Annotated in this window: 19 protein-coding genes; 8 read left to right on the top strand and 11 right to left on the bottom strand. The window is 70.0% G+C overall.

The window, feature by feature from the left end; all coding sequences use genetic code 11:
• Positions 1-20 precede the first annotated feature (20 nt).
• Entirely contained in the window at positions 21-1,973 is a 1,953-nt protein-coding gene (locus RS82_RS15520) for a DUF6541 family protein (protein WP_045301021.1), read from the top strand.
• Between the two features lie 177 nt (positions 1,974-2,150).
• Positions 2,151-4,082, top strand: coding sequence for a glycosyltransferase (locus RS82_RS15515; RefSeq protein WP_052676868.1), 1,932 nt, complete (start codon positions 2,151-2,153; stop codon positions 4,080-4,082).
• 96 nt (positions 4,083-4,178) lie between these two features.
• On the opposite strand, the gene RS82_RS20785 is transcribed toward RS82_RS15515, so the two are convergent.
• Positions 4,179-6,200, bottom strand: a complete 2,022-nt coding sequence (locus RS82_RS20785) for an LGFP repeat-containing protein (RefSeq protein ID WP_052676867.1) — start codon at positions 6,198-6,200, stop codon at positions 4,179-4,181.
• 150 nt (positions 6,201-6,350) lie between these two features.
• Here RS82_RS20785 and RS82_RS15505 point away from each other — a divergent pair, with 150 nt between their 5' ends.
• Together RS82_RS15505 and RS82_RS15500 are read left to right on the top strand one after the other, a co-directional pair.
• Complete coding sequence (locus RS82_RS15505; RefSeq protein ID WP_045301018.1) at positions 6,351-7,214, top strand: ABC transporter permease; 864 nt, start codon at positions 6,351-6,353, stop codon at positions 7,212-7,214.
• On the top strand, positions 7,198-7,944 hold the full coding sequence (locus tag RS82_RS15500; RefSeq protein ID WP_045301017.1) for an ABC transporter ATP-binding protein: 747 nt from the start codon (positions 7,198-7,200) through the stop codon (positions 7,942-7,944). The genes RS82_RS15505 and RS82_RS15500 overlap by 17 nt, the downstream gene beginning before the upstream one ends.
• Positions 7,945-7,953: 9 nt before the next feature.
• Here the strand turns inward: RS82_RS15500 and RS82_RS15495 are convergent, their stop codons facing one another.
• The 6 genes from RS82_RS15495 to RS82_RS15470 form a co-directional block, all read right to left on the bottom strand.
• Positions 7,954-9,081, bottom strand: a complete 1,128-nt coding sequence (locus RS82_RS15495) for a glycosyltransferase (protein WP_045301015.1) — start codon at positions 9,079-9,081, stop codon at positions 7,954-7,956.
• A gap of 3 nt (positions 9,082-9,084) precedes the next feature.
• Complete coding sequence (locus RS82_RS15490; RefSeq protein ID WP_045301014.1) at positions 9,085-10,557, bottom strand: LCP family protein; 1,473 nt, start codon at positions 10,555-10,557, stop codon at positions 9,085-9,087.
• Positions 10,554-11,021, bottom strand: coding sequence for a 5-(carboxyamino)imidazole ribonucleotide mutase (gene purE / locus RS82_RS15485; RefSeq protein WP_045301160.1), 468 nt, complete (start codon positions 11,019-11,021; stop codon positions 10,554-10,556). The genes RS82_RS15490 and purE overlap by 4 nt, the downstream gene beginning before the upstream one ends.
• Positions 11,022-11,147: 126 nt before the next feature.
• Entirely contained in the window at positions 11,148-12,284 is a 1,137-nt protein-coding gene (locus RS82_RS15480; RefSeq protein ID WP_045301013.1) for a 5-(carboxyamino)imidazole ribonucleotide synthase, read from the bottom strand.
• A 64-nt stretch (positions 12,285-12,348) separates the two neighbouring features.
• Positions 12,349-12,933 (bottom strand): PH domain-containing protein, encoded by a 585-nt coding sequence (locus RS82_RS15475; RefSeq protein WP_045301012.1) that lies wholly within the window; start codon positions 12,931-12,933, stop codon positions 12,349-12,351.
• A 54-nt stretch (positions 12,934-12,987) separates the two neighbouring features.
• Positions 12,988-13,803, bottom strand: a complete 816-nt coding sequence (locus RS82_RS15470; RefSeq protein ID WP_045301011.1) for a biotin--[acetyl-CoA-carboxylase] ligase — start codon at positions 13,801-13,803, stop codon at positions 12,988-12,990.
• Positions 13,804-13,922: 119 nt separating this feature from the next.
• Here RS82_RS15470 and RS82_RS15465 point away from each other — a divergent pair, with 119 nt between their 5' ends.
• Complete coding sequence (locus RS82_RS15465; protein ID WP_045301009.1) at positions 13,923-15,530, top strand: acyl-CoA carboxylase subunit beta; 1,608 nt, start codon at positions 13,923-13,925, stop codon at positions 15,528-15,530.
• Positions 15,527-15,829 (top strand): acyl-CoA carboxylase subunit epsilon, encoded by a 303-nt coding sequence (locus RS82_RS15460; protein WP_245619630.1) that lies wholly within the window; start codon positions 15,527-15,529, stop codon positions 15,827-15,829. Before RS82_RS15465 ends, RS82_RS15460 begins: the two co-directional genes overlap by 4 nt.
• 433 nt (positions 15,830-16,262) lie before the next feature.
• Here the strand turns inward: RS82_RS15460 and RS82_RS15455 are convergent, their stop codons facing one another.
• The 4 genes from RS82_RS15455 to RS82_RS15440 are packed head-to-tail and all read right to left on the bottom strand — an operon-like array spanning position 16,263 to position 20,655.
• The gene (locus RS82_RS15455) at positions 16,263-17,381 is read right to left on the bottom strand and encodes a hypothetical protein (RefSeq protein ID WP_045301007.1); all 1,119 of its coding nucleotides are present in this window, start codon (positions 17,379-17,381) and stop codon (positions 16,263-16,265) included.
• Entirely contained in the window at positions 17,378-18,628 is a 1,251-nt protein-coding gene (locus RS82_RS15450) for a sensor histidine kinase (RefSeq protein WP_211255947.1), read from the bottom strand. The genes RS82_RS15455 and RS82_RS15450 overlap by 4 nt, the downstream gene beginning before the upstream one ends.
• On the bottom strand, positions 18,618-19,295 hold the full coding sequence (locus RS82_RS15445) for a response regulator transcription factor (protein ID WP_045301005.1): 678 nt from the start codon (positions 19,293-19,295) through the stop codon (positions 18,618-18,620). Before RS82_RS15445 ends, RS82_RS15450 begins: the two co-directional genes overlap by 11 nt.
• Positions 19,296-19,317: 22 nt before the next feature.
• Positions 19,318-20,655, bottom strand: a complete 1,338-nt coding sequence (locus RS82_RS15440) for a class I SAM-dependent RNA methyltransferase (protein ID WP_045301003.1) — start codon at positions 20,653-20,655, stop codon at positions 19,318-19,320.
• Between the two features lie 147 nt (positions 20,656-20,802).
• On the opposite strand from RS82_RS15440, the gene RS82_RS15435 reads away from it, so the two are divergent.
• Both RS82_RS15435 and RS82_RS15430 read left to right on the top strand, forming a co-directional pair.
• Entirely contained in the window at positions 20,803-21,486 is a 684-nt protein-coding gene (locus tag RS82_RS15435) for a Maf family protein (RefSeq protein WP_045301001.1), read from the top strand.
• A gap of 155 nt (positions 21,487-21,641) precedes the next feature.
• Positions 21,642-23,408, top strand: coding sequence for an acetyl/propionyl/methylcrotonyl-CoA carboxylase subunit alpha (locus RS82_RS15430; protein ID WP_045300999.1), 1,767 nt, complete (start codon positions 21,642-21,644; stop codon positions 23,406-23,408).
• Positions 23,409-23,575: the final 167 nt, after the last annotated feature.

Here is a 23,575-nt window from a genome sequence, read left to right as displayed (position 1 = left end):
GTGCCCACGGGCGGCACTGAGTGACCGACTGGATACCCGCGGTCGCGCCGATCCTCGTCGCCGCCGCGGTACTGATCGTTCCCGGCTACGCCGCCGTACGCGTGCTCGGCTTCCGAGGCCTGCACGCGTGGGCGTTCGCGGGGCCGGTCTCGGTGACGATCCTCGCGGCGGCGTCCCTGATCTCACCTCTCATAGGCCTCCCGTGGACGCTCGTCGGACCGGCGCTGGTCACGGTGGCGGCCTGTGCGGTCGCAGCGATCCTCAGGTTCTCCTTGCGCTCGCGGTTCGCGATGCTCGGCCTCCAGCCGATCGGGCGGGGTGTGCTCGCGGCCGCGCTGGCCATCGGCGGTGCGCTGATCACGGTCCAGTTCGTGCTCATCGTCGGCGACCCTGAGAACATCTCGCAGACCTTCGACAACATCTTCCACCTCAACGCCGCGCGCTACATCCTCGACACTCAGAACGCCTCTCCGCTCAGCGTGTCGCAGCTGACCCGCACGCAGTCGACGGGCATCACGTTCTACCCCGCGGTCTGGCACGCTGCGGTCGCGCTCGTCGCGGAGGTGACCGGGGTGAGCGTCGGCGTCGCGTCCAACGCCGTGATGATCGCCGCGGGCGCACTGATCTGGCCCGCGGGCGTGATGCTTCTGGGGATCGCGCTCTTCGGCCGCTCGCGTGCCTTCACGATGGCGGTGGGGATCCTCTCGGCTGCTGCCCCGGCCTTCCCGATCCTCATGATCGACTACGGGGTCCTCTTCCCCTACTTCCTGTCGCTCTGCGCTCTTCCGGTGACCATCGCCGCGAGCCTCGCGACCCTCGGTCTGATCGATCGGTCGCCGTCGCGCGGCGTCGCACCCTGGCTCGTCGTGCTGGTTGCGACGGTGCCGGGCCTGCTGATGGTCCACCCTGCGGCGTTCATGGCGTGGCTGCTGCTCACGGCCGTCGCTGCGATCGTCGCCTACGTGCTTCTGCTGCGCCGACGTCCCGGACGCCGCACGGTGTGGCTGGCGTCCGGTTCTTTGGCTGCGGCGGGCGTCATCGGCCTGCTGCTGTGGCGGGCTCTTCGCCCGGGCATCCCGGAGGACATCTGGTACCCGTCCCAGACACCCGGCCAGGCGATCGGCGAAGCGCTGACGATGTCGATGGAACGCGGCCAGATCCCGATCGTGCTCGCGATCGCCGTCCTCGCGGGCGCGATCATCGCCTGGCGCGGGCGGAGCACACGCGGTCGTCTCGCCGTGGGATTCCTCGTGCTCCTCATGGCGCTGTTCGTCACTGCGACGTCGATGCAATGGCTGTGGCTGCGCAAGATCATCGTCGGCGCCTGGTACGTCAACTCCCCGCGGCTCGCCGCTCTCATTCCGATCATCGCCATTCCGCTCGCGGCGGTCGCGATCGTGGCCCTCTGGCGCTGGTTCGTCGGCCGCGGCCCGGGACGACGCGCCACCCCGGGCACGGCGCCGTACATCTCCCTGGCGGCCGGCGCGTCGATCGCGCTCATCCTCGCGACCCAGCTCATCGCGATCCCGGCAGCGATCGAGAAGGCGAGGTTGATGTACATCCCGACGGACGCCTCTCCGCTCTTGACCCCCGACGAGCGCGCCCTCATCGACATGCTCCCGACTCTCGTGCCCGACGACGCGGTCATCGCGGGCAACCCGGGCACGGGCACGGCGATGGCGTATGCGCTCACCGGCGTGAAGGTTCTGCATCCCGGTGTGGTGATCGAGATGACGGATGACATCACGCTCATCGACGACGAGGCGAACGATGCAGAACCCGGCAGCGCGGTGTGCGACGCCCTGGAGCGCACGGGTGTCGACTACGTACTCGACTTCGGCACCCAGGAGATCAACGGCGAATCGCACCCCTACCCGGGCTTCCAGAATCTCGGTCGATCCTCCGCGGCCGAGCTCGTCGAACGGGTCGGCGATGCGAAGCTCTTCCGGATCGTCGGGTGCGACCGCGGATAGCCCGTCACGGCGCACGCACCGCGTGCATCGATAGGATGTCCGAGGCTTCCTCCCGTGACCGGGTGGTCGAGGCTCGCTCCCGGCAAAAGATGAAAGTACATGTGCATGTCTGAAACCTCTGCGGCTGCGAATCGCCGAATCGTCCACCGACTGACCTTCCCTGCGGATGCGGATCCGATGGCGCTGCCGCTCTACGTCGACACGCGCACCTCGGTCTCGAATCCGCAGGCGAAGCACGAGGCGGGCCGCGACGATCGCGAGCGCATCGGGCAGAAGTCGAAGGACGAGCAGACCCATGGGCCGACGATGCTGGCGACCGCCCGCAAGTCGATCACCAAGGTCGAGCGGCACGCGATCTCGGTGGCTTCCCGATCCACGGTGTCGTTCGCCACGTACTTCAACGCGTTCCCGGCGGCCTATTGGCGGCAGTGGACCGAGGTGGAGTCCGTTCGCCTCACCGTCGAGGTGAAGGGGTCGGCGAACGTCAACGTCTTCCGCTCCACCGTCCGAGGGTCGTTCCGACGAGTGGCGAGCAAGCGCGACGTCGACGGCACAGCGGAGTTCGACATCTCGCTCAAGTCGTTCGGAGACGGCGGCTGGCTGTGGTTCGACCTCGACACCGGGAGCACGCCAGCCGAGATCCTCTCCGCGGTCTGGTCGGTCGACGAGAGCCTGGCGCGACGTCGCGGCACCGCGGCGGTCTCGATCACGACGTTCAACCGACCCGACGACTGCGTCGCCCAGATGCGGCTCTTCGCGGGCTCGCCCGATCTGCTCGATGTCCTCGACACCCTGATGATCGTCGACCAGGGGACGCAGCTCGTCAGCGAAGCCGCCGGCTACGACGACGCGGCCGCGGCCCTGGGCGACAAGTTCCGGATCATGCGACAGCCCAATCTCGGCGGCTCCGGCGGCTTCGCCCGTGGGATGTACGAAGGAACGCGGAGCACGGACGCGGACTACGTCATGCTGCTCGATGACGATGTCGTCGTCGAGACGGAGGGCATCGTGCGGGCGGTGACGTTCGCTGACTTCTGCCGCACCGACACGATCGTCGGCGGACACATGCTCAACCTGTACGAGCGGTCGGTGCTTCACAGCTACGGCGAGTCCGTCAACCTCTACCGCACCATGTGGCATCCCGTCGAGGAGTCGCTCGAGTCCTTCGACTTCAACGTGAAGGCGCTGCGCTCCGACGCGACGCTGCATCGGCGGGTCGACGTGGCCTACAACGGCTGGTGGATGTGTCTGATCCCGCGCGCTGCGATCGAGCGGATCGGACTCTCGCTCCCGGTCTTCATCAAGTGGGATGACGCGGAGTACGGGCTGAGGGCCTCAGCCCATGGCATCCCCACCGTCTCGCTTCCCGGCGCCGCGGTGTGGCACATGCCCTGGACGGAGAAGGACGACCGCCTGGACTGGCAGGCGTACTACCACCAGCGCAACCGCTGGCTGGTCGGGCTCCTGTACTCACCGTATCGATCGGGAGGTGCGCTTCCGCGCGAGAGCTTCCTGTCGGACCTGAAGCACCTGCTCACGCTGCAGTACTCTCCCGTGGCGATGCGGGTGCAAGCGCTGGAGGACGTGCTCAGCGGTCCCGGTCACCTTCACGACACGCTCGAGCAGCGTGCCGCCGAGATGCGCCACCTGCACGCCAGCTACTCGGATGGCCAGGTGATACGCGACATCGCTGCCTACCCGGTGGTCTTGCGCCGCAAGCCCACCCGGAAGGGCACCGTCGCCTCCGCACCGGCTTCGCGCGTGAATTGGGTGATGCGCGCCGCGGTCTCGGCCGCGCGCAACTACCTCAAGCCGTCCGGGCGATGGGATCGCCCCGAGGCGCGCGTGGCGTCCGATCAGGTCCGCTGGTGGCGGGTCGCGGGGCTCGACGCCGCCCTGGTCTCCACCGCGGACGGCACCGGCGCGACCGTCTACAAGCGTGACCGCCGTGAATACCGTCGTCTGCTTCGCCGCAGCCGCCAGCTGCACCTCGAACTCGTTCGCCGCTGGGATGACCTGGCGAAGGAGTACCGTCGCGCCCTCACGGACGTGACGTCCCCGCAGGCATGGGAGCAGACCTTCGGGATCGACCCCACCCCCCGCCCCTGAACAGTCCGCACCCTCCAGCACGAACACAGAGAGACGGGCCGCACGCAGCGCGTGCGGCCCGCTCTGTGTGCTCAGCGCATCAGCCGGGCGTGAGCACTACGGCCTGGTGACGATCGGCCCGGTCGCGGGACGCCACGTGACCGACCCTGTCTCGAACTTCTGGACGCAGCGGACATCGCCGCTCCACACGCACTGCTCGTCGCCGACCGGCACGCCGATCGGCGGGGACGCAGCAGTCCACGCCGCGTGAATCGCGCCCGCGACGTAGTGGAGGCCGTAGGCGGCGCTCCACACGATCGCGCCGCGCTGGAACTGCTGAACGCAGTTGGCGCCGGTTCCCCAGACGCAGGTCTCATTGCTCGTGGGGAGTCCGACGACGCTCCGGGCCGACTCCTTCCAGAAGGCGTGGATGCCTGCACCCAGATATCTCAAGCCACCGACGGCGCTCCACACGAGCGCTCCGCGCTGGAATTCCTGCACGCAGTTCGCGTCGCCGGTCCACACGCAGGACTCGTTGCCGATCGGAAGTCCGACGACGTTTCGGGCCGATTCCTTCCAGTACGCGTGGATGCCGGCACCCATGTACCGGAGACCGCCGACAGCGCTCCACACCAGGGCTCCACGCTGGAACTCCTGCACGCAGTTCGCATCGCCCGTCCACGAACACACCTCGCTGCCGATCGGCAGACCGACGGTGCCCCGCGCCGCTTCCTTCCAGTACGCATACAGGCCCGCGCCGATGTACTGCGCTCCGGAGTTCGGGCCCCACACGATGCCGCCGCGCTCGAACTCCTGAACACAGCTCACCTCCCCGGTCCAGACGCAGCTCTCGGGACCGATCGGCAGTCCGACCACACCCTGCGCCTGCTGCCAGGTGGCGTTGATCGCGCCGAGCATGTAGATGACGCCTCGCTGCGGCGTCCACACGATGGTTCCGTTGGCGAACCGCTGGGTGCAGTTCACGGCTCCGGTCCACTGGCAGCTCTCGCCGGAAAGGGGGACTCCGAATGTCGAGCGCATGCTCGTCCACACCGAATTGATGGCCCCGGCGATGTACTGAGAACCACCGGCCGGACTCCAGACGATGGTCCCGTTCGCGAACGTCTGACTGCAGTTGGTCGTGCCCGGGTTCCAGTCGCACGCCTCGGGCGCCATCGGCCGCCCCATGAGACCCCCCGCACCACCGTTGGCGGTCCACGTGCCCAGGATCGCGCCGAAGACGTCGATGGCGGGGTCTCCGAACCAGTCGGTGAAATACCGGAAGAAGTTCCGGTTGCCGTACGAAGAGCAGGAATCGCCGGTCCCTGACCCTGCTCTCAGTGAAGCGGCGTTCGGCTGGTAGGGCGTGTAGTAGTAGAGGTCCGACGTCGCCTGATTCTGGACGTACACGGGTGACGAACCGCAGCTCGCGTCAGGGTGGAAGCGGACGTTCCACGTCTTGCCCGGCGCATACCAGGTGAAGTACTGGCTGGTCCCGGGCGGGTTGGCGTACCGCTTCAGCTGCCATGCGGCGCCGTACACCTGGTTGAAGAATCCGTAGTAGCGCGCGTCGCAGGCCGCGGTGTCGGGGCATCCCTGGCCCATGGCGGCCGTGTAGCGCCAGTCGCTGGGCCACACGTGCGTGACCAGACCCTGCTCCTTCTGCAGGGTGGCCAGGATCACCTGCGGATTGATGCCGCACGCCTTCGCGACCTTGTAGATGATCGTCGACGCCCTCTCGCGCGCGCCACCCGGATAGGCGGCGCACATGGCGTCCGCCGGAACCGCGCGCGATGTGTCGTACCAGTCGCGCAGACACGTGTAGCCCGGTTCGCACCGCGGAACCTGGGATTCGAGGAACCACTGGATGACGCCCTCGGACATCGCGTTCGAATCGAAGAAGATCGCGTCGCTGATGATGTGGCCGGGCTGGAACCGGGAGAGGTCGGCCGCGGGCCGGATGGACGCGGCTGCCTGCGAGGCGGTCTCAAGCGCCGCAGCGGGGCGGCTCGCGGCGTCCGCCGCCGTCGAAGCCTTTGGAGATGCCGTGGCCGCGCCTCCTGCCGGCACGATCAGCAGGGCGACCAGCACGACAACGCCCACCCATGTCAGGCCGCGAGCACTCAGGAGACGACGCACGCTCCAATATTGCCCCGGACCTGAGAAAATCCCTCGAATTGAACGCGTGCGTCGCCCAGGGCGCCCTTCGCGAGGCGGGACCATCGCCGCTCCTCTGTACAATCGTCGAGGCACGCGCAGTGCCTCGAGCGATGAAGGACCTCAGCACGTATGGCAAACTCCGCGTCCGTGGGCACGTTCGTCCGCCCCGGGTCCGACACCGGACTCCTGGAGGTGTTCCGCCGACGCTACCTCCTTTCGCTGATCGTGCGAAAGGAAGTGGGCATCCGCTACCGTGGCTCGATTTTCGGATGGGCGTGGTCCTACGTCAAGCCACTCGTCCAGTTCGTCGTCTTCTTCGTCGCGCTCGGCGTCTTCCTCGGGCTGAACAAGAGCATCGAGTACTACCCGATCTACCTCCTCTCGGGGATCACGATCGTCACGTTCTTCAATGAGGCGTTCTCGAACGGGACGCGTTCACTCGTCGAGAACGCTCCGCTCATCAAGAAGATCTACCTGCCGCGCGAGATGTTCCCCATCGCGAGCGTGCTGGTTGCTGCGGTGAACACGGTTCCCCAGATCATCGTGATCGTCGCCATCGCCCTCTTCTTCGGATGGGCGCCGACTGCACTCCAGGTGATCGCCCTTCTGGTCGCGCTCATCATCATCGCGGTCCTCGCAACGGGGGTCGGGCTCCTGTTCGGCGCGATCAATGTGACGTTCCGCGATGCCCAGAGCTTCGTCGAGATCATCGTGATGATGTCGATCTGGGCGTCGCCCGTGATGTACCAGTGGCAGATGGTGGCAGCCGAAGTGCCCGACTGGGTCTTCACGCTGTACCGGCTGAACCCGCTCACGCCTGCCGTCGAGCTCTTCCACTACGGATTGTGGTATCCGCTGCAGCCGACGGGGGCGCAGCCGCTGCCCGACCTGTGGCTGTTCACGGCGATCGCCTTCGCCATCTCTGTGGCGATGCTCACCATCGGCCAGTTGGTCTTCCGCCGTCTGGAGGGTCGTTTTGCTCAAGACCTCTGATCCCGTCCGCACGTCGTCCCGCATCGTCGTGGAAGACATCCACAAGGACTTCACGCTTCGTCACACCCACTCGATCAAAGAGACGTTCGTGGCTGCGCTGCGGCGCAGGCCGCTGTCGACGCGCTTCCATGCTCTCGACGGCGTGTCCTTCGACATCGGCGAGGGCGAAGCCGTCGCACTTCTCGGGTTCAACGGCTCGGGCAAGTCGACCACCCTCAAGATGATCTCGGGCGTGCTGCGCCCCGACAGCGGACAGGTGCTGACGCGGGGCCGCGTCGCCGGACTGATCGAGGTCGGCGCCGGGTTCCATCCCGACCTCTCCGGTCGCGAGAACATCTTCCTCAACGCGGCGATCCTCGGCATGAGCAAGAAGGAGACCGAGCAGCGCTTCGACGACATCGTCGCCTTCAGCGAGATCGAGCAGTTCATCGACACCGAGGTGAAGCACTACTCGTCGGGGATGTTCCTCCGGCTCGCCTTCTCCGTCGCGATCCACACCGAGGTCGACATCCTGTTGATCGACGAGATCCTCTCGGTCGGCGACGAGCCCTTCCAGCAGAAGTGCCTCGCACGGATCCGTGAACTCCATGCTGCGGGGAAGACCCTCGTGGTCGTCAGCCACGACCTCAACATGGTTTCGGACCTCTGCGAGCGCGGCATCCTTCTCCGCAACGGCCGCGTCGAGTTCGATGGACCGAGCAAGGAAGCCGTAGCCCTGATGCGCGCCTGACGGCGGGCGCTAGAGCTCGGCGTGCAGCATCCACACCTTGTCGGCGGCCTCGCGCCACGAGAAGGCGCGGCCCCGGTCTCCGGCGAGCACCGCGAGTCGCTCGGCCGCCGCGGTCGAGCCCAGCGCCGACGCCAGCGCCGCTCCCAGACCCTCCGACAGCTCGGCCGTGCCCGACGCCGAGACGAGCGAACCACCGTCGAACACGACCTCGTCGTGCACCGTCGAAGCCGCCGCGATCACCGGCACCCCGAGGGTCAGCGCGTCGACGACCCGCCATGGGAAGGCCGCGCGCCGTGAGGGGGCGACGAACGCGACGGCCGCCCCGAAGACCGCTGCGCGGTCGGCCGTGTCGAGCACGCCCCTGACATGGAGCACGCGCTCCGGAAGACCTGCCGCGGACGCGAGATCGGCGACCGCCGGCTCGTGGCCGTCCTCGACGTCGATCACGACGACGGGAAGATCGACACCGGATGCCGCCACCGCCGAGAACCCGGCATCCAGACCCTCCGAGCCCATCGGCCCTCCCGCCAGGAGCACGAAGCCCTCCGGCAGGCTCAGCTCGCGCCGACGGCCCACTTCGTCCGTCGGCACGGAGAACCCGAGCGGCGAGGCGCCGGCGATGACGCGTATGCGGTCGCCGAACGGGGCGATCTCGAGCAGCCGCGACGCGAGCGAGTGCGTCGGCACCACCACGGCATCCGCGTGCTTGACCGCGCGCTTGAGCATCGCCTTGTGCCAGGCGACCACCGCCCGCGGCAGCTCGGCGGGAGACTCCCACGGACGGAGGTCCCAGACCGTCACGACGGTCTGGTCGTGGTCATGCACGCGGTCGTGGCGAACGAGCGGCGCGAACAGCGACGGCGAGTGGATCATGCCGCCGCCGATGCCGGTGCCCACACCGAGCTGCAGAGCGGCAGCGAGCTCTCGACGCGGCAAGGCCGTGCGGCGGACCCCGGCGAGCCCCGTCACCGCGTCCAGGGCGCCCTCGGCGCCTCCTGCCGGGGCGATCGCCTCTACCTCGCACCCGGACGGTGCACCCATGACCAGCGCCCGCGCGAGTTCGCGCGAGGCCTCGCCGAGCTCGGGCTCGGACGGTGCAACGAGCTGGTCGAGCACGACGCGGAGCGTGGCCACCACGGCTCAGCCCTCGGGGGTCGGGGTCGGCGGGTGCAGTGTGGTCTGCACGAGCTGGGCGATATAGGCGTAGTCGGGGTTGAACTCGTCGATCCCGCCGGCAGGGGTCAGCTCGATCGTCTGCACGGGCTGGTCCTTCGCCTTGAGGGCGAGGTCGACGAGGGTCGGGATCAGCGACTGCGGCAGATCCGTCTTGACGATATCGGCGCCGGCGGCGGCGACGTCCTGGAAGCGGGTCAGCACGACGTCCGGTGTGAACTGGGCGAGGATCGCCTGCTGCAGCTCACGCTGACGCTTCATGCGGTCGAAATCGCTGGTCGTGTACCGGGAACGGGCGTACCACTGTGCGGTGTCGCCGTCCATGTGCTGCTGCCCGGGCTCGATCCAGCCGATCGCCCAGCTGTCGACGTCGTGCGGATCGACGCCCTCGGGCGGTCCGCCCTTCGGCAGGCGCTCTGTGACGTTGATGTCGACGCCCCCGAGCGCGTCCACCAGCGACGCGAAGCCGTGCATGTCCACGAACACGAAGTACGGGATCTCGATCCCGAGGATGCCTTCGGCCGCGTCCTTCGTGGCCTCGATGCCCGGCTCGGAGCCATTCGCCTCGGCATCCGGGTACAGCTGATTGCCGTCCTGGCAGACCTCGACCTCGGTGCGAAGCTGGTTGATGCCGCTCCCCCACCCGCAGGTCGGGTCGGCATGCCCCTCGTGCCCGTTCGGGTACGTGTCCTGCATCGGCCCCTCCGCGAACGGGAAGTGCGGCATGTCGCGAGGGATGCCGGTGATCGTGGTCGCGCCGGTCGTCGCGTTCACCGAGACGACCGAGATGCTGTCGAACCTCATCGAGTCGCGGCCTTCGCCGCTGTCTGCGCCGAGAAGCAGGATGTTGTAGTAGCCGTCCGAGGGGGGCACGGTCGGGCCGCTCGCTCCGAAGATCGTGCTGATGGTGCTGCGCACGGTGCCCACCGCGTTCGCCGCGTACGCTGCCGTGCCGCTCGCCACGACCAGGAGACCCACCGCGACCAGAGCGATCGCGAAGCGCGCCCAGCGTCCGGTCTTGACCAGGCGCACGAGACGCAGCGTGTCGATCGTCAGCACGATCCACAGCACCGCGTACGCGAGGAGGAGTCCCTGCGCGATCAGCAGCGGCAGCGGGCGGAGCAGGCCGAGCCAGTCGGGAAGCCACGCGCTCGTCACCAGGCTCAGCCCGGCGGTCGGTGCGAGCAGGGCGAACAGCAGCGCGACCACCAGCAGCACCCACATGAGCAGGGTCGCGGCGATCCCGAAGCGGCCGAGCCGGCGATTGCCCGCCAGCACCTGCGCGGAGCCCGGAATGAGGAAGTTCAGCACGACCAGCCACCACCCGCGACGCGTCATCACGCCGCGGGATGAGGCATCCGGGTTTCTCATCGGGCGCTCCTCGACGACACCCGGTCCGTGCGGACGGGCGGTGGTGCGAGGGGCGCTCACGACACTCACAGCGACTCCTTGAGCCGCCGGTTCTTCTGCTCGACCTGCGCTTCGAGATCGCGCGCGTAGGCTTCGACGCGGTCGGCGATGCCGGCGTCCGCGGTGCCGAGGATGCGGGCGGCGAGAAGCCCGGCGTTCTTCGCGCCGTTGATCGAGACGGTGGCGACGGGGATGCCGGCGGGCATCTGCACGATGCTCAGGAGCGAGTCCAGTCCGTCCAGGGTCGCCAACTGCACCGGCACGCCGATGACCGGCAGCGCGGTGACGGATGCCAGCATCCCGGGCAGGTGCGCCGCGCCGCCGGCGCCGGCGACGATGACCCGGACGCCGCGTGCGCGCGCCTCACGCCCGTAGCGGATGAGCTTGTCGACCGTGCGATGCGCCGAGACGACCTCGACCTCGTGGGGGATGCCGAAGTCGGTGAGCGCTTGAGAGGCGTCGCTCATGACCCGCCAGTCGGAGTCGGAGCCCATGACGACGCCGACGAGCGGCGCCTCGGAGGAATGAAGGGGCGCAGTCACTCGTCAAGGCTAGGGGGCGAGGCTGGAAACTCCCCGCAACGGCGCGGGCCCTTCGACAAGCTCAACGACCGGTGGACATCAGCCCAGGAAGAAGGATGCTGCGGCCCGGGCCTGGTACGCCACGTCATCGAGCTCGTCGCCCACGACGTTGACGTGCCCGACCTTGCGACCGGGGCGCGGCGCTTTGCCGTACGTGTGGACCTTCGCCTGGGGGTGCTCGTCCATCGCCGCGGCGAAACGCGCGTCGAGCGATTCCTCGGCCGGCCCGCCCAGGATGTTGACCATCACCGCCCACCCGGCGACCGGATCGGTGTCGCCGAGCGGCAAGTCGAGCACGGCGCGCAGGTGCTGTTCGAACTGGCTCGTGACGGCACCGTCCTGGCTCCAGTGGCCGCTGTTGTGCGGGCGCATGGCGAGCTCGTTCACGAGGAGACGCTCGTCGGTCGTCTCGAAGAGTTCGACGGCCAGCATCCCGGTCACGCCCAGGCCCTCGGCGATCGAGACGCCGATCCCGGCGGCCACCTGCTGCAGGCGGTCGCTGGAGTGCGGGGCGGGGGCGATCACCTCGGCGCACACGCCGTCGCGCTGCACGGTCTCGACGACCGGGTAGGCGCGGACCGCGCCCGACGGCCGGCGAGCGACCTGCTGCGCGAGTTCGCGCGTGAAGTCGACGAGCTCCTCGACGAGAAGCGCACCGCCACGCGCGTCCTCGGCGAGGGTGGCGAACCAGTCGTCGGCCTCGGTCCCTGCCGACACGACGCGCACACCCTTGCCGTCGTAGCCGCCGCGCGGTGTCTTGACGACGGCGCGGCCGCCGTGGTCGTCGATGAAGGCCTGAAGCTCGTCGGCGTTCGTGACGGCCGCCCAGTCGGGCTGCGGCATCCCGAGCTCCTCCAGGCGCGCGCGCATGACGAGCTTGTCCTGCGCGAACTTGAGGGCATCAGGCCCCGGATGCACCGCGATCCCCTCGCCGACGAGGGTCGCCAGCACGTCCTGGGGCACGTGCTCGTGGTCGAAGGTGACGACATCGACATCGCGGGCGAAGGCGAGCACGGTGTCGGCGTCGCGGTAGTCGCCCACGGCCGTGGCGGCGAGGGATGCCGACATCCCCTCGTCTTCGGCGAGCACCCGGATCTCCACCCCGAGCTCGACCGCCGGCGCGATCATCATGCGGGCCAGCTGCCCACCCCCGACGACTCCGACTCGCAGCGCCATTCCATTCCCTCTCGTAGGCCTCCCTCCATCATCCCGCACCCGCGAGACGACGAACGCGCCGAGGTCAGACCTGCGGCAGCGGAGGCCTCGGGGGGACGGTGGGCTGCGGCCCGGGCGGAAGCGGCTGGGCGTCGCGGTGCGCGAGGATCTGGTTGACCTCGACCTGGTCGACGAGCGCCTCGTGCACGAGCTCGGCGCTCGGGATGTTCGCGAGCCGCAGCGGCTCGTCGACGCCGTTGGTGAGGGTGATCGTGCCCGCACCCCACACGCGTTGCAGCAGGCCGCGGTGCACCTTGAGGGTGTAGCCGCGGACGTGCGCCAGTTCACGGCGCTTGACAGCGAAGACCCCGCGACGCTCCATCACGCGCCGCGTGGTGATCGTGTACACGTGGCCCGCCCACGCCAGATACGGCAGCACCACGAGCAGCAGCACCACGAGCGCGGCGCCGGCGAGCAGCATCCAGTTCTCGAAAGGAGCGGGCAGGTTGCCGTAGAAGTAGCCGCACACGGCGGCCACCGCGATCAGCACGAGAGCCGACCAGGCGAGCCGCCGGGCGTGCGCGCGGAAGCGCGCGACGAGCAGCTCCGGTGTCGGCGCACCGGGGGCGGGCGTCAGCGGCCTGCCGCCGTAGCTCGTCGGCTGCGTCATGTCCCCATTGTGCGGTGCGGGACTGACAGTCCGGTGCGCACCCGCCGTTTTCCGTCATTCGGCGACGGGGCGGCTCCGCACGTGCACCACGTCTCCGGCCGAGACGACGCTCTCGAACTCGGCATCCTGCACGACGACCAGGCGCCCGTCGGGATCGATCCGCTGCGCACGGCCCCACAGCGTCTCGCCGTTCGGCAGCGACACCGCGACGTCGCTTCCGAGCGTGCTGCAGAGCGACTCGACTTCGCCGAGCACGCCCGATGCAGCGGCGTCGCCGCCGGCCGCGCCGAGAGCCTTCAGCTGCTCGTCGAGCGCGCCGAGGTAGTCGGCGAGCAGGCGGTCGTCGTCGCACACCAGTCCGGCGGCGGCGAAGGAGGTCGCCGTCGCGACGGGGAGGTCGACCGCCGCCATGCGCGTGTTCACGCCGGAGCCGATCACGACGACGTCGGGATGCTCCGGCACCACCTCCGCGAGGATGCCGCAGATCTTCGATCCGTCGAGGAGCACGTCGTTCGGCCACTTGAGCGTGGCGCTGTGCACCGAGCCGACCAGCTGGGCCGCGATCGCGCGTGTCATCGCCGCGCCCGCGATGAGCGGGATCCACCCGCGGGCCGCGACCGGAAGGGCCGAGGCGTCGACCGCCACCGACACCGCGAGCGCCGATCCGGGCGGCGTGACCCATGTGCGGTCGAGGCGTCCGCGACCGGCGCGCTGATCGTTCGTGAGCAGCAGCGACAGGTGCGGCCATTCATCCGGCGCGTCGATGACGTGCCGGATGACGTCGGCATTGGTCGAGTCCGTGGTCTCGACGACCTGGACGCGGGGACTGCGGGCGGCGGTGAGCGGGAACCCCTCGGACGAGAACGTCATGTGCCTCACGCTACGCCCCTCGCCGGACTCGCGCCCGCCGGTTCCTTCTGAGGACGAACAGCGGATGCCGCAACCCCTTGTGCGAACCCTCCAACAGATCGACCGAGCCCGCCGATAGGGTGGAATCCGTGACTCAAGCGCCAGATCAGCCCGACCTGTCGACGACCGCCGGCAAGATCGCCGACCTCCGCGCACGCTTCCAGGAGGCCGTCCTCGATCCCGAGGAGGTCGCGAAGGAGAAGCAGCACGCGAAGGGCAAGGGCACAGCGCGGGAGCGCATCGACATGCTCCTCGACACCGGCAGCTTCGTCGAGCTCGACGAGTACGTCCGTCACCGCACCACCGCCTTCGGCATGGACCGCTCGCGCCCCTACGGCGATTCGGTCGTCACCGGTGTCGGCACGATCCACGGCCGCACCGTCGCGGTGTACTCGCAGGACTTCTCGACCTTCGGCGGTTCGCTGGGCGAGGTCGCCGGCGAGAAGATCATCAAGGTCATGGAGTTCGCCCTGCGCAGCGGCATCCCCATCGTGGGAATCCTGGACTCGGGCGGCGCGCGCATCCAGGAGGGCGTGGTCGCCCTCGGCAAGTACGGCGAGATCTTCCGCCTCAACACCCGCGCATCGGGCGTCATCCCCCAGATCTCGATCATCATGGGCCCGGCCGCGGGTGGCGCGGTCTACTCCCCTGCCCTCACCGACTTCGTCGTCATGGTCGACAAGACCAGCCAGATGTTCGTCACCGGCCCCGACGTCATCAAGACCGTCACCGGCGAGGACGTCGGCATGGAGGAGCTCGGCGGCGCGCACACGCACAACACCCGCTCGGGCGTCGCGCACTACCTCGCCGAGGACGAGGACGACGCGATCGACTACGTACGCTCGATGCTGAGCTTCCTGCCCGACAACAACATGGCGGAGCTGCCGGTCTACGAGACGGGCTTCGAATTCGAGACGACGGATGCCGACCGCGCGCTGAACGCGGTCATCCCCGACTCGCCGAACCAGCCGTACGACATCCACCAGGTGATCCGCGGCATCGTCGACGCCGAGGACTTCCTCGAGGTGCAGCCCCTGTTCGCCCCGAACATCGTCATCGGCTTCGGTCGCATCGAGGGCCGCTCGGTCGGCATCATCGCCAACCAGCCGTCGCAGATGGCGGGCACGCTCAACATCGAGGCCGGCGAGAAGGCCAGCCGCTTCGTGCGGTTCTGCGACGCGTTCTCGATTCCGATCGTCACGCTCGTCGACGTGCCCGGGTACCTCCCCGGCACCGACCAGGAGTGGACCGGCGTCATCCGCCGCGGTGCGAAGCTGCTCTACGCGTACGCCGAGGCGACCGTGCCGCTCGTGACGGTGATCCTGCGCAAGGCCTACGGCGGCGCCTACATCGTGATGGGCTCCAAGCAGCTCGGGGCCGACATCAACCTCGCCTGGCCGACGGCCGAGATCGCCGTCATGGGAGGCCAGGGCGCGGTCAACATCCTGTACCGCGGCGAGATCAAGAAGGCCGAGGAGAACGGCGAGGATGTCGCCGCCGTGCGCACGCGCCTCGCGAACGAGTACACCTACAACGTGGCGTCGCCCTTCCTCGCCGCCGAGCGCGGCGAGCTCGACGGCATCATCGAGCCGGCTGCGACGCGCGTCTCGATCGCGAAGGCCCTGCGCGCCCTCCGCGGCAAGCGCGCGAGCCTGCCGCCCAAGAAGCACGGGAACATACCGCTGTGAGCATCGCAGACGGCGGGGCGACGGTCCCCTCGGCTTCTCCCCTCGGCGCTGGCGCGCCGGGGGGAGCCTCCGGCGGCGTGGGCCCGGCCGCACCCCAGGGCCCGACCATCGAGGTCCGCCGTGGCGCGCCGACGGAGGTGGAACTCGCCGCGCTCATCGCCGTCGTGAGCGAGGCATACACCGGTGAAGCCGCTGAGGCGGTCGCCGACGACCGCGCGACCCGTACCGGCTGGCAGCTCTCGCAGCGCGCGCTGCGGCAGCCGCTCGATCGCGACCTCGGCTGGGGCCGTTTCGGCTGACCGCGGTTTCGACTGCGCGGAGACGACGCAGGGCGACGACATCCCAATGCGCAGTGTTGTCCCCCGAAATACCTACAGACACACCCCTTGCAACCCCGAGATACTTGACTCGCTGGAACGCTTCTGCGTTCGGTCGATCCGACACCGCTTAGCGGATGCCCCGGATCCGGCCATGCGGATGGTTTTCGGGTAACCATCCGCGCAGGCGAGGGGCGGGCGGCTTCGCCGCCCCTCGCCTCCTTCATTTCCCGCTCTCCGCCAGGAATCCCCTCCCCCTTTCCGGCGGGGAGCGAGTCTGCCACGGAAGCGACGCCGACTCGGCGTGCCCGCCGGGCCGCCGAGCGCAGCTCGGCCCCCGTGGCCGGAGGCTCCGCCCGGCGCGCCAGCGCCGAGCGGAGGCGCCGTGGGGACCGCACCTGTCGAGACGTGAGGGTCAGGCCCTGCCCGGGTGCGGGATCTCGCGCCACAGGTCGACGGAGTCCTCGTCGCTGGGTCCGCCCACGGACGGCGAGCGGCCGACGACGGTGACCGCGACGCGCTCGTCCGGCGACGTGCGGATGTAGAGGCGGTCCGAGCTCGCCGAGCGCAGGGTCTCGGCGAGCTGCGCGCGGATGATGCCGAGGGTCTCGTCGTCGACGTCGTCGAGTCCGCCCTCGTCGAGGACGGTGACGTTGGCGCCGCGGCGGCGTGCCCGCTCGAGCTCCGCACGCACCTCGTCGTCGAGCAGCCGCGGACCGCGCATCTCGTCGCGCAGGCGGCCCTCGGCGATACGCGCCTCGAGGCGATCGTCCTCGGTGAGCACACCCGCATGGGCGACTGTGCGCGTGAGCACGGGGCCCGCCACGGCAAGCGCCCGCTGCACCTGAACGCGCCGCTCGCGCTGGCGGACCACCTGCGATGTCTGCCACCCCGTCGCGGCGCGCTGCAGCCGCGTGAGCCGCGAGGTGTCGCGCGCGGCACGGTCCATCGAGAACACCAGCAGCTGGGCGCACGTCACCCAGACGATCGAGCCGACGAGCCCGAGGGCGAGCGCATTGAGCGGGCCCATCCAGAGGAACGACGCGATCGTGAGCAGGACGATCCCCGCCCACGCCGTCCAGGGACGCCGCCGCACCATGACGATGGTCATGAGTGCGCCGATCCCCCCGAGGTACCACGTCGCGAAGGAGGCAGTGCGAGCCGTCTCGCCCACCGCGATCGGGATGGCGTTCGGCACGATCACCGCGCAGGCCAGTGCGAGGACCTGGGCTGTCACCGGCAACGGCAGCGGGCCGCGGATGCCTTCCCCGGCGGCGTGCGGCGCCGCCTGCGCCTCGAGACTCTCGAGCGACTCGTTGTCGGCCGAACCGGCGGCGCGAGGGACCGGACTCGAGCGCTGCGATGCAGGCTGCCAGAAGATGCACAGCCAGGTCACCGCGAGGTAGATCCCGACGGAGATGACGATGATGAGCGGCTGCGGGATGGGCCGCCCGGTCCACAGCAGACCTCGTGCAGCGAAGTAGGCGGTGAAGGCGACGCCGAGCACGGTGAGGACGTTCTTGACGCTGATCATGACGACGGCTCCCGCCAGGTGAGCCGCACGACGGTGCCGTGGGGTCCGGACTCCAGCTCGGCGCGGCCGCCCACCGCGGCTACTCGCGCGATGATCGACGCGCGGATGCCCAGGCGGTCATCGGGTACCGCATCCAGGTCGAAGCCCTCGCCCGCGTCGTGGACCTCGGCGCGGACCGTCCCGGACGCAGCACGCAGCACGACGCCCAGCCCAGCGCCGCCGGCGTGCTGGATCGCGTTGGCGATGGCCTGCGTCGCCGCGAGGGTGATGGCGCGAGCCACGCGTCCGGGGATGGACGCGGCGTCCGGGTCGATCTCCGTCTGCACATCGACGTCGACCCCCAGCTCGCGGGCGGCCTGGGCGATCTCCGCGGACAGCACCGCCGGCGCCCACGGCTCGTCGGGCCCCTCGTGCTCGTCCTGCTCGGTGTTGGCGAGCCTGGTGAGGGCCTCGCGCGCCATGGTCGCCGCGAGCGTGCGCTCCCGGGGCGTCGTCGCCCGCTCCGCGGCGATCAGCGCGGCCAGCACGCTGTCATGCATGAGCGCCGCCACCGCGACGCGCTCCTGCTCAGCGGCGTCTGCGGCGGCCGCCTTCGCGTACGAGGAGACGGCCTGCGCGCGGGTCTTGTCCACATTCACCGCCACCGAACGGAACAGCCACCCCAGCGTCAGGATGATGCCGCCCAGGATGAGCGCGAAGCTCACATCGAGGATCACGACGGGCCAGTACACGGGCTCGAAGCCGACCTGGATCATCCGAACGACGCCGAACAGCAGGGGCAGTGCGATCGTGAACGCGATCTGCAGCGGGAACGGGAAAGCGAGCACGGCCGCCAGCGTCGCGAGGTTGAGCAGGTACCAGATCCACGGCTCGTCCGATGTCGGAGGTTCGACACCGGCCGTGGCGATCGGCCATGTGAGAAGGACGAGGACGTACACGATCGCGAACACGCCCGCCGCCGGGCGCACACCGCGGCCGACCACGCACGCGAGCACCATCACGCCGAGCGCGCCGAACACGACGACCATGAGCGGCAGGTGCCAGCCCGGGCGTTCCGGGGCAGGACCCAGCGCGCTCAGGAACGACTGGAGTCCGAGGATCAGCGAGCCGAAGCCGCCGGCGACAAGGGAGATGATCCGCTCGACGCGGGACCGCGTGAACGACCCGATCCCGGCGGTCGACTGCGGCGAGTGCGCGATCTGCCCCCACGCCGTGTCGAGCACGCCGGTCTGTGCGTCAGCGGCCACGCGTGGCGTCTCCCGGATCCGCCGCAGGCTCGACGAGGATCCCGTCCTCGACGGCGCGGTGCAGCAGATCGATCTTCGTCGGTGCCGGCCGGCCGACCTCGACGTACTTGACGCGGATGCGCGTGATGTTCTCCTTCGCCGTCGAGTACGCGACCCCGAGGCGATCGGCGACGACCTTGAGCGGCAGCCCCGCGGCGTACAGTCGCAGCACGTCGCGCTCGCGCGCCGACAGCTGCGCGTCGGCGAAGGCGCGATCGCCCTCGACGGCGCTGGCCCACTCGACGTTGTTGAGCGGCTCGCCGCGCGCGACCGTGCGCACCGCCGCGATCACGTCGCCGATGGGCGAGGATTTGCTCACGACGCCGGCGGCACCGGCGGAGAGCGCCTCTCGCACGGCCGCCGGCCGGTCGGCGACGCTGTGGATGATGACGCTCGAACCGTCGAGCACGAGTCGCCGCACGTTCTCGGTGACGGTGGTGCCGTCGCCGAGCGTCAGATCGAGCACGACGACGTCGGCGGGAGCCTGCCGCGAGAGCGCGCGCCAGTCGACGTACTCCGTGACGGTGCTGCCCGAGAACGCGACGCTCATCATCTCGGCGCGGGCGCACGCGGCCTCGAGTCCGAGCCGGACCGATTCGTGATCGTCGATGAGGGCCACCCGCGTCATTCCGCCAGCCTAGCGACGAGCGTCACCCGCGCGTGAGCACCGCCACGGCTTCGACGTGATGCGAATTCGGAAAAAGATCCAGGCCATCGACACTTGCGACCTCGTACCCGCCGGCACGGAAGGTCGCGATGTCGCGCGCGAGGGCGACCGGGTCGCACGCGACGTAGACGACCGTGGAGGGGGCGAGGGAGGTCAGGTGGTCGACGACATCGCGGCCGGCTCCCGAGCGGGGCGGGTCGAGCAGCACGACGCCTCGCGACAGCCGCTCGCGTTCTGGGACGGATGCCTCGGCCGCGAGCCGCGCGAGCCACCGGTCGACGCGCCCGGTCTCGGCGCGAGCGCCGACCCACTCGACGAGGTTCTCCCCCGCGTGTTCGGTCGCGCGCGCATCGGATTCGATGCTCGTCACGCGGGTCGAGGACCCGCCCAGGTCGCCGAGCGTCGCGGCGAAGAGGCCGACGCCGCCGTAGAGGTCCAGGTGCCAGGCGTCGGGGTCGACGGCGGCGGGCAGCGCGCCGAGCGCGGCGGCGACGGTGGTGGTGAGGGTGTGCGCCGCGAGGCGGTGCACCTGCCAGAAGCCGCCGGCATCGACGCGGAAGTCGCGGCCGCCGACGCTCTCGAGGACGACTTCGGGAGAGGGCGCCTTGCGGGAGCCGGGGGTGGCCTGTCGGGCACCGCGGCCGCGGCGGACCGCGGCGTGCGGCTTCCGCTCCGGCCGTGGAAGGACGCGAACGCGACCATCGGCGGGCTGGACGAGATCGATGCGTCCGGGCTCGCTGCCGGCGAGAGCGAGCGCGGCGCGCTCGACCGACGGCGTGGCGAGGGGCAGGTCCTCGAGCGGGACTACGCGGTGACTGCGGGCGGCGTACTGGCCGACGTTGCCGTCCGCGTCGACGTGCAGGCTCACCCGCGTGCGCCACCCGGTGCCGTCGACCGACTCGCCGTCGGCCTCGGCGCCGTCCGGTGAGGGGATCGCCGCGACGCCGCTCATCGTGGCGACCGGCTCGGCGATGCCGCCGAACCGGTGTAGCGCGTCGAGCAGCACCTCGAGCTTGAGAGCGCGCTGGTGCTCGAGGGCGATGTGGCCGAAGTCGGCGCCGCCGGGCCGCTGCTCCGGCGGGACGTCGACGTCGGCTTGGCGCCAGACGTGAAGCTGCCGGTGCGGCGACGCCTCGAGCACCTCGAGCGTCTCGCCGCGCCAGAACGACTTCTTGGCCGTGTCGGTGAGCCGCACGCGCACGCGCTCCCCCGGGATGGTGTCGGGCACGAACACGACGCGACCTTCGTGCCGCGCGACGAAGACGCCGCCATGGGCGACGCCCGTGATATCGAGATCGAGGAGGTCGCCGGTTTCACTCACCCGACGAGCTTAAGGCCGCTCCGCGGTCCAGGACTCAGGATGGTTGATCCCCGCCCGCGTGCGCATCCGCGGGAATCCGCGGCGCGCGGCCGGGGGTTACGGCATCCATCCTGAATTGCGCACGGGCCGGCCGCGTACGGTGGGACCATGCGCGTCTGCCTCGCCTCGACCTCGCCCGCCCGGCTCATGCTGCTCGGACAGTTCGGCATCCGTCCGCTCACCGTCGCGCCGGACGTCGACGAAGAGGCCGTCATCGCGGCGGTCGAGGCCGCCGAAGCCCGCACGCTCGCGCCCGACGAGCACGTCCTGCTGCTCGCGCGGCGCAAGGCGGCAGACGTCGCGGCGCGGCTGCGCGACGACATCCCGGAGTTCGACGGCATCGTGATCGGCGGCGACTCGATGTTCGAGCTCGACGGCGAGGTGCTCGGCAAGCCCTACACGCCCGAGAACGCGGCCGCGCGCTGGCGTGCGATGCGCGGGCGCACCGGAGTGCTGCACTCGGGCCACGCCGTGGTCCGCATCGAGCCGGGCGAACCCCCGCGCGAGGTGCACGGGACGGCCGAGGCATCCGTCTCCTTCGTCGCGGATGTGACGGATGCCGAGATCGACGCGTACGTGGCGACCGGCGAGCCCCTGCACGTGGCGGGCGCGTTCACGGTCGACAGCCTCGGCGGTGCGTTCATCGAGCGCGTCGAGGGCGATCCGTCGACGGTCGTCGGCATGTCGGTGTCGACCCTGCGGCGGCTCGTGCGCGAGCTGGACGTGGAGTGGACGTCGCTGTGGAACAGCTCCGACCCGTCGCTGGGGCTCGTGGAGGGTGAAGCGCCCTAGAGGGCGCGGCCGGACGGCGCCTCGGCGCCCCTCGTCGTTGTGGAGCACGGGGCGAAGTGAGGGCGTGACCGTTGTAGTAGGAATCCCACGTTTCTCGTCGGTTCTTGTATGAACCGCTCAAAAGCCCTCGGGATGCCGTCGGTAGGCTGGCATCCATGCCTCAGATCGCCAAGGTTCTCATTGCCAACCGCGGCGAGATCGCCGTTCGCGTCATCCGCGCCGCCCGCGACGCCGGGAAGGCGTCGGTCGCCGTCTATGCCGATCAGGACCGTGACGCCATGCACGCCCGCCTCGCCGACGAGGCATATGCGCTCGAGGGGGCCACGAGCGCCGAGACGTATCTGTCGATCGACAAGATCCTCTCCGTCGCCCGCCGCTCCGGCGCCGATGCGGTGCACCCCGGCTACGGCTTCCTCGCCGAGAACGCCGAATTCGCCCGTGCGGTCATCGCGGCGGGACTGGTATGGATCGGCCCGTCGCCCGAGGCGATCGAGGCCCTCGGCGACAAGGTCACCGCCCGCGCGGTCGCCGAGAAGGTGGGCGCGCCGCTCGCCCCCGGCACCCCCGGCCCCGTGGCCGGCGCCGACGAGGTCGTCGCGTTCGCCGAAGAGGTGGGTCTGCCCATCGCGATCAAGGCCGCGTACGGCGGCGGCGGACGCGGCCTCAAGGTCGCCCGCACGATCGACGAGGTGCCCGAGCTGTTCGAGTCGGCGACCCGTGAGGCGATCACCGCCTTCGGCCGCGGCGAGTGCTTCGTCGAGAAGTACCTCGACAAGCCGCGTCACGTCGAGACGCAGTGCCTCGCCGATGCGGCCGGCAACGTCGTCGTCATCTCGACGCGCGACTGCTCGCTGCAGCGCCGGCACCAGAAGCTCGTCGAGGAGGCTCCCGCGCCGTTCCTCAGCGAGGAGCAGAACAAGACTCTGTACGAGTCGTCGAAGGCCATCCTCAAGGAGGTCGGCTACGTCGGCGCAGGCACGTGCGAGTTCCTGATCGGCGCCGACGGCACGATCTCGTTCCTCGAGGTGAACACGCGCCTGCAGGTCGAGCACCCGGTCTCCGAGGAGGTCACCGGCATCGACCTCGTGCGCGAGCAGTTCCGCCTCGCGGAGGGCGAGGAGCTCGGCTACGACGACCCGAAGCCCGAGGGCCACTCGATCGAGTTCCGCATCAACGGCGAGGATCCCGGCCGCGGCTTCCTCCCCCAGCCCGGACCGATCCACGTGTTCAAGACGTTCGGCGGCCCCGGCATCCGTCTCGACTCCGGCGTCACCGCCGGCGACAGCGTGTCGGGTGCGTTCGACTCCCTGCTCGCGAAGATCATCGTCACCGGCCGCGACCGCGCCGAGGCGCTGGAGCGCTCGCGCCGCGCGCTCGACGAGTTCGAGGTCTCGGGCCTGCCGACCGTGCTGCCGTTTCACCGCGCCGTCGTCCGCGACCCCGCGTTCATCGCGGAGGACGGCCGCTTCGGCGTCTTCACGCGGTGGATCGAGACCGAGTTCGTCAACGACATCGCCCCGTGGGACGGCGAGCTCAGCGAGCCGACCCCCGCTGAGGCGCGCCACACGGTCGTCGTCGAGGTCGCCGGCAGGCGCCTCGAGGTGAGCCTTCCCGACCGTGTCGTGGCGCCCGTCGGTGTCGCCGGACGCCCGGCGGCCGTGCCGCCGTCGCGCCGCTCGCACGCCCCCTCGGTCGTCGCCGGCGCTTCAGGCGACGCGGTGAAGTCGCCGATGCAGGCCACCGTCGTGAAGGTCGCCGTCGAGGAGGGTCAGCAGGTCGTCAAGGGCGACCTCGTCATCGTCCTCGAGGCGATGAAGATGGAGCAGCCCATCCAGGCCCACAAGGACGGCGTCATCGGCGCCATCAACGCCGACCCCGGCACGACCGTGTCGGCCGGGCACCAGCTCCTCACCATCTCCTGATCCCAGTTCCGTCGTCTCGCGTCGTCGGGCGCACCGAAACACGGGTCCGTCGCGCGACACCCCGCGCGCAGCATCCATCACCGGCGTGTCGCCGTGATCGACCCGTGTCTCGGCATCACGGAACGGGCGAACGGATGCCTCGGCCCGCGGCGGCGGCGAGGGTGTCA

Origin of the sequence: Microbacterium trichothecenolyticum (genome assembly GCF_000956465.1) — a bacterium.
Classification (GTDB): Bacteria; Actinomycetota; Actinomycetes; order Actinomycetales; family Microbacteriaceae; genus Microbacterium; species Microbacterium trichothecenolyticum.
This window is presented reverse-complemented; position numbering and strand designations above follow the sequence as displayed.

Excerpts from the sequence above, each read along its gene's own strand:
- RS82_RS15430 (WP_045300999.1), top strand. The coding sequence starts at position 21,642 with ATGCCTCAGATCGCCAAGGTTCTCATTGCCAACCGCGGCGAGATCGCC.
- RS82_RS15435 (WP_045301001.1), top strand. The coding sequence starts at position 20,803 with ATGCGCGTCTGCCTCGCCTCGACCTCGCCCGCCCGGCTCATGCTGCTC.
- RS82_RS15445 (WP_045301005.1), bottom strand. The coding sequence starts at position 19,295 with ATGACGCGGGTGGCCCTCATCGACGATCACGAATCGGTCCGGCTCGGA.
- RS82_RS15505 (WP_045301018.1), top strand. The coding sequence starts at position 6,351 with ATGGCAAACTCCGCGTCCGTGGGCACGTTCGTCCGCCCCGGGTCCGAC.
- RS82_RS15475 (WP_045301012.1), bottom strand. The coding sequence starts at position 12,933 with ATGACGCAGCCGACGAGCTACGGCGGCAGGCCGCTGACGCCCGCCCCC.
- RS82_RS15470 (WP_045301011.1), bottom strand. The coding sequence starts at position 13,803 with ATGACGTTCTCGTCCGAGGGGTTCCCGCTCACCGCCGCCCGCAGTCCC.
- RS82_RS15455 (WP_045301007.1), bottom strand. The coding sequence starts at position 17,381 with ATGATCAGCGTCAAGAACGTCCTCACCGTGCTCGGCGTCGCCTTCACC.
- RS82_RS15480 (WP_045301013.1), bottom strand. The coding sequence starts at position 12,284 with ATGGCGCTGCGAGTCGGAGTCGTCGGGGGTGGGCAGCTGGCCCGCATG.
- purE (WP_045301160.1), bottom strand. The coding sequence starts at position 11,021 with ATGGGCTCCGACTCCGACTGGCGGGTCATGAGCGACGCCTCTCAAGCG.
- RS82_RS15515 (WP_052676868.1), top strand. The coding sequence starts at position 2,151 with ATGGCGCTGCCGCTCTACGTCGACACGCGCACCTCGGTCTCGAATCCG.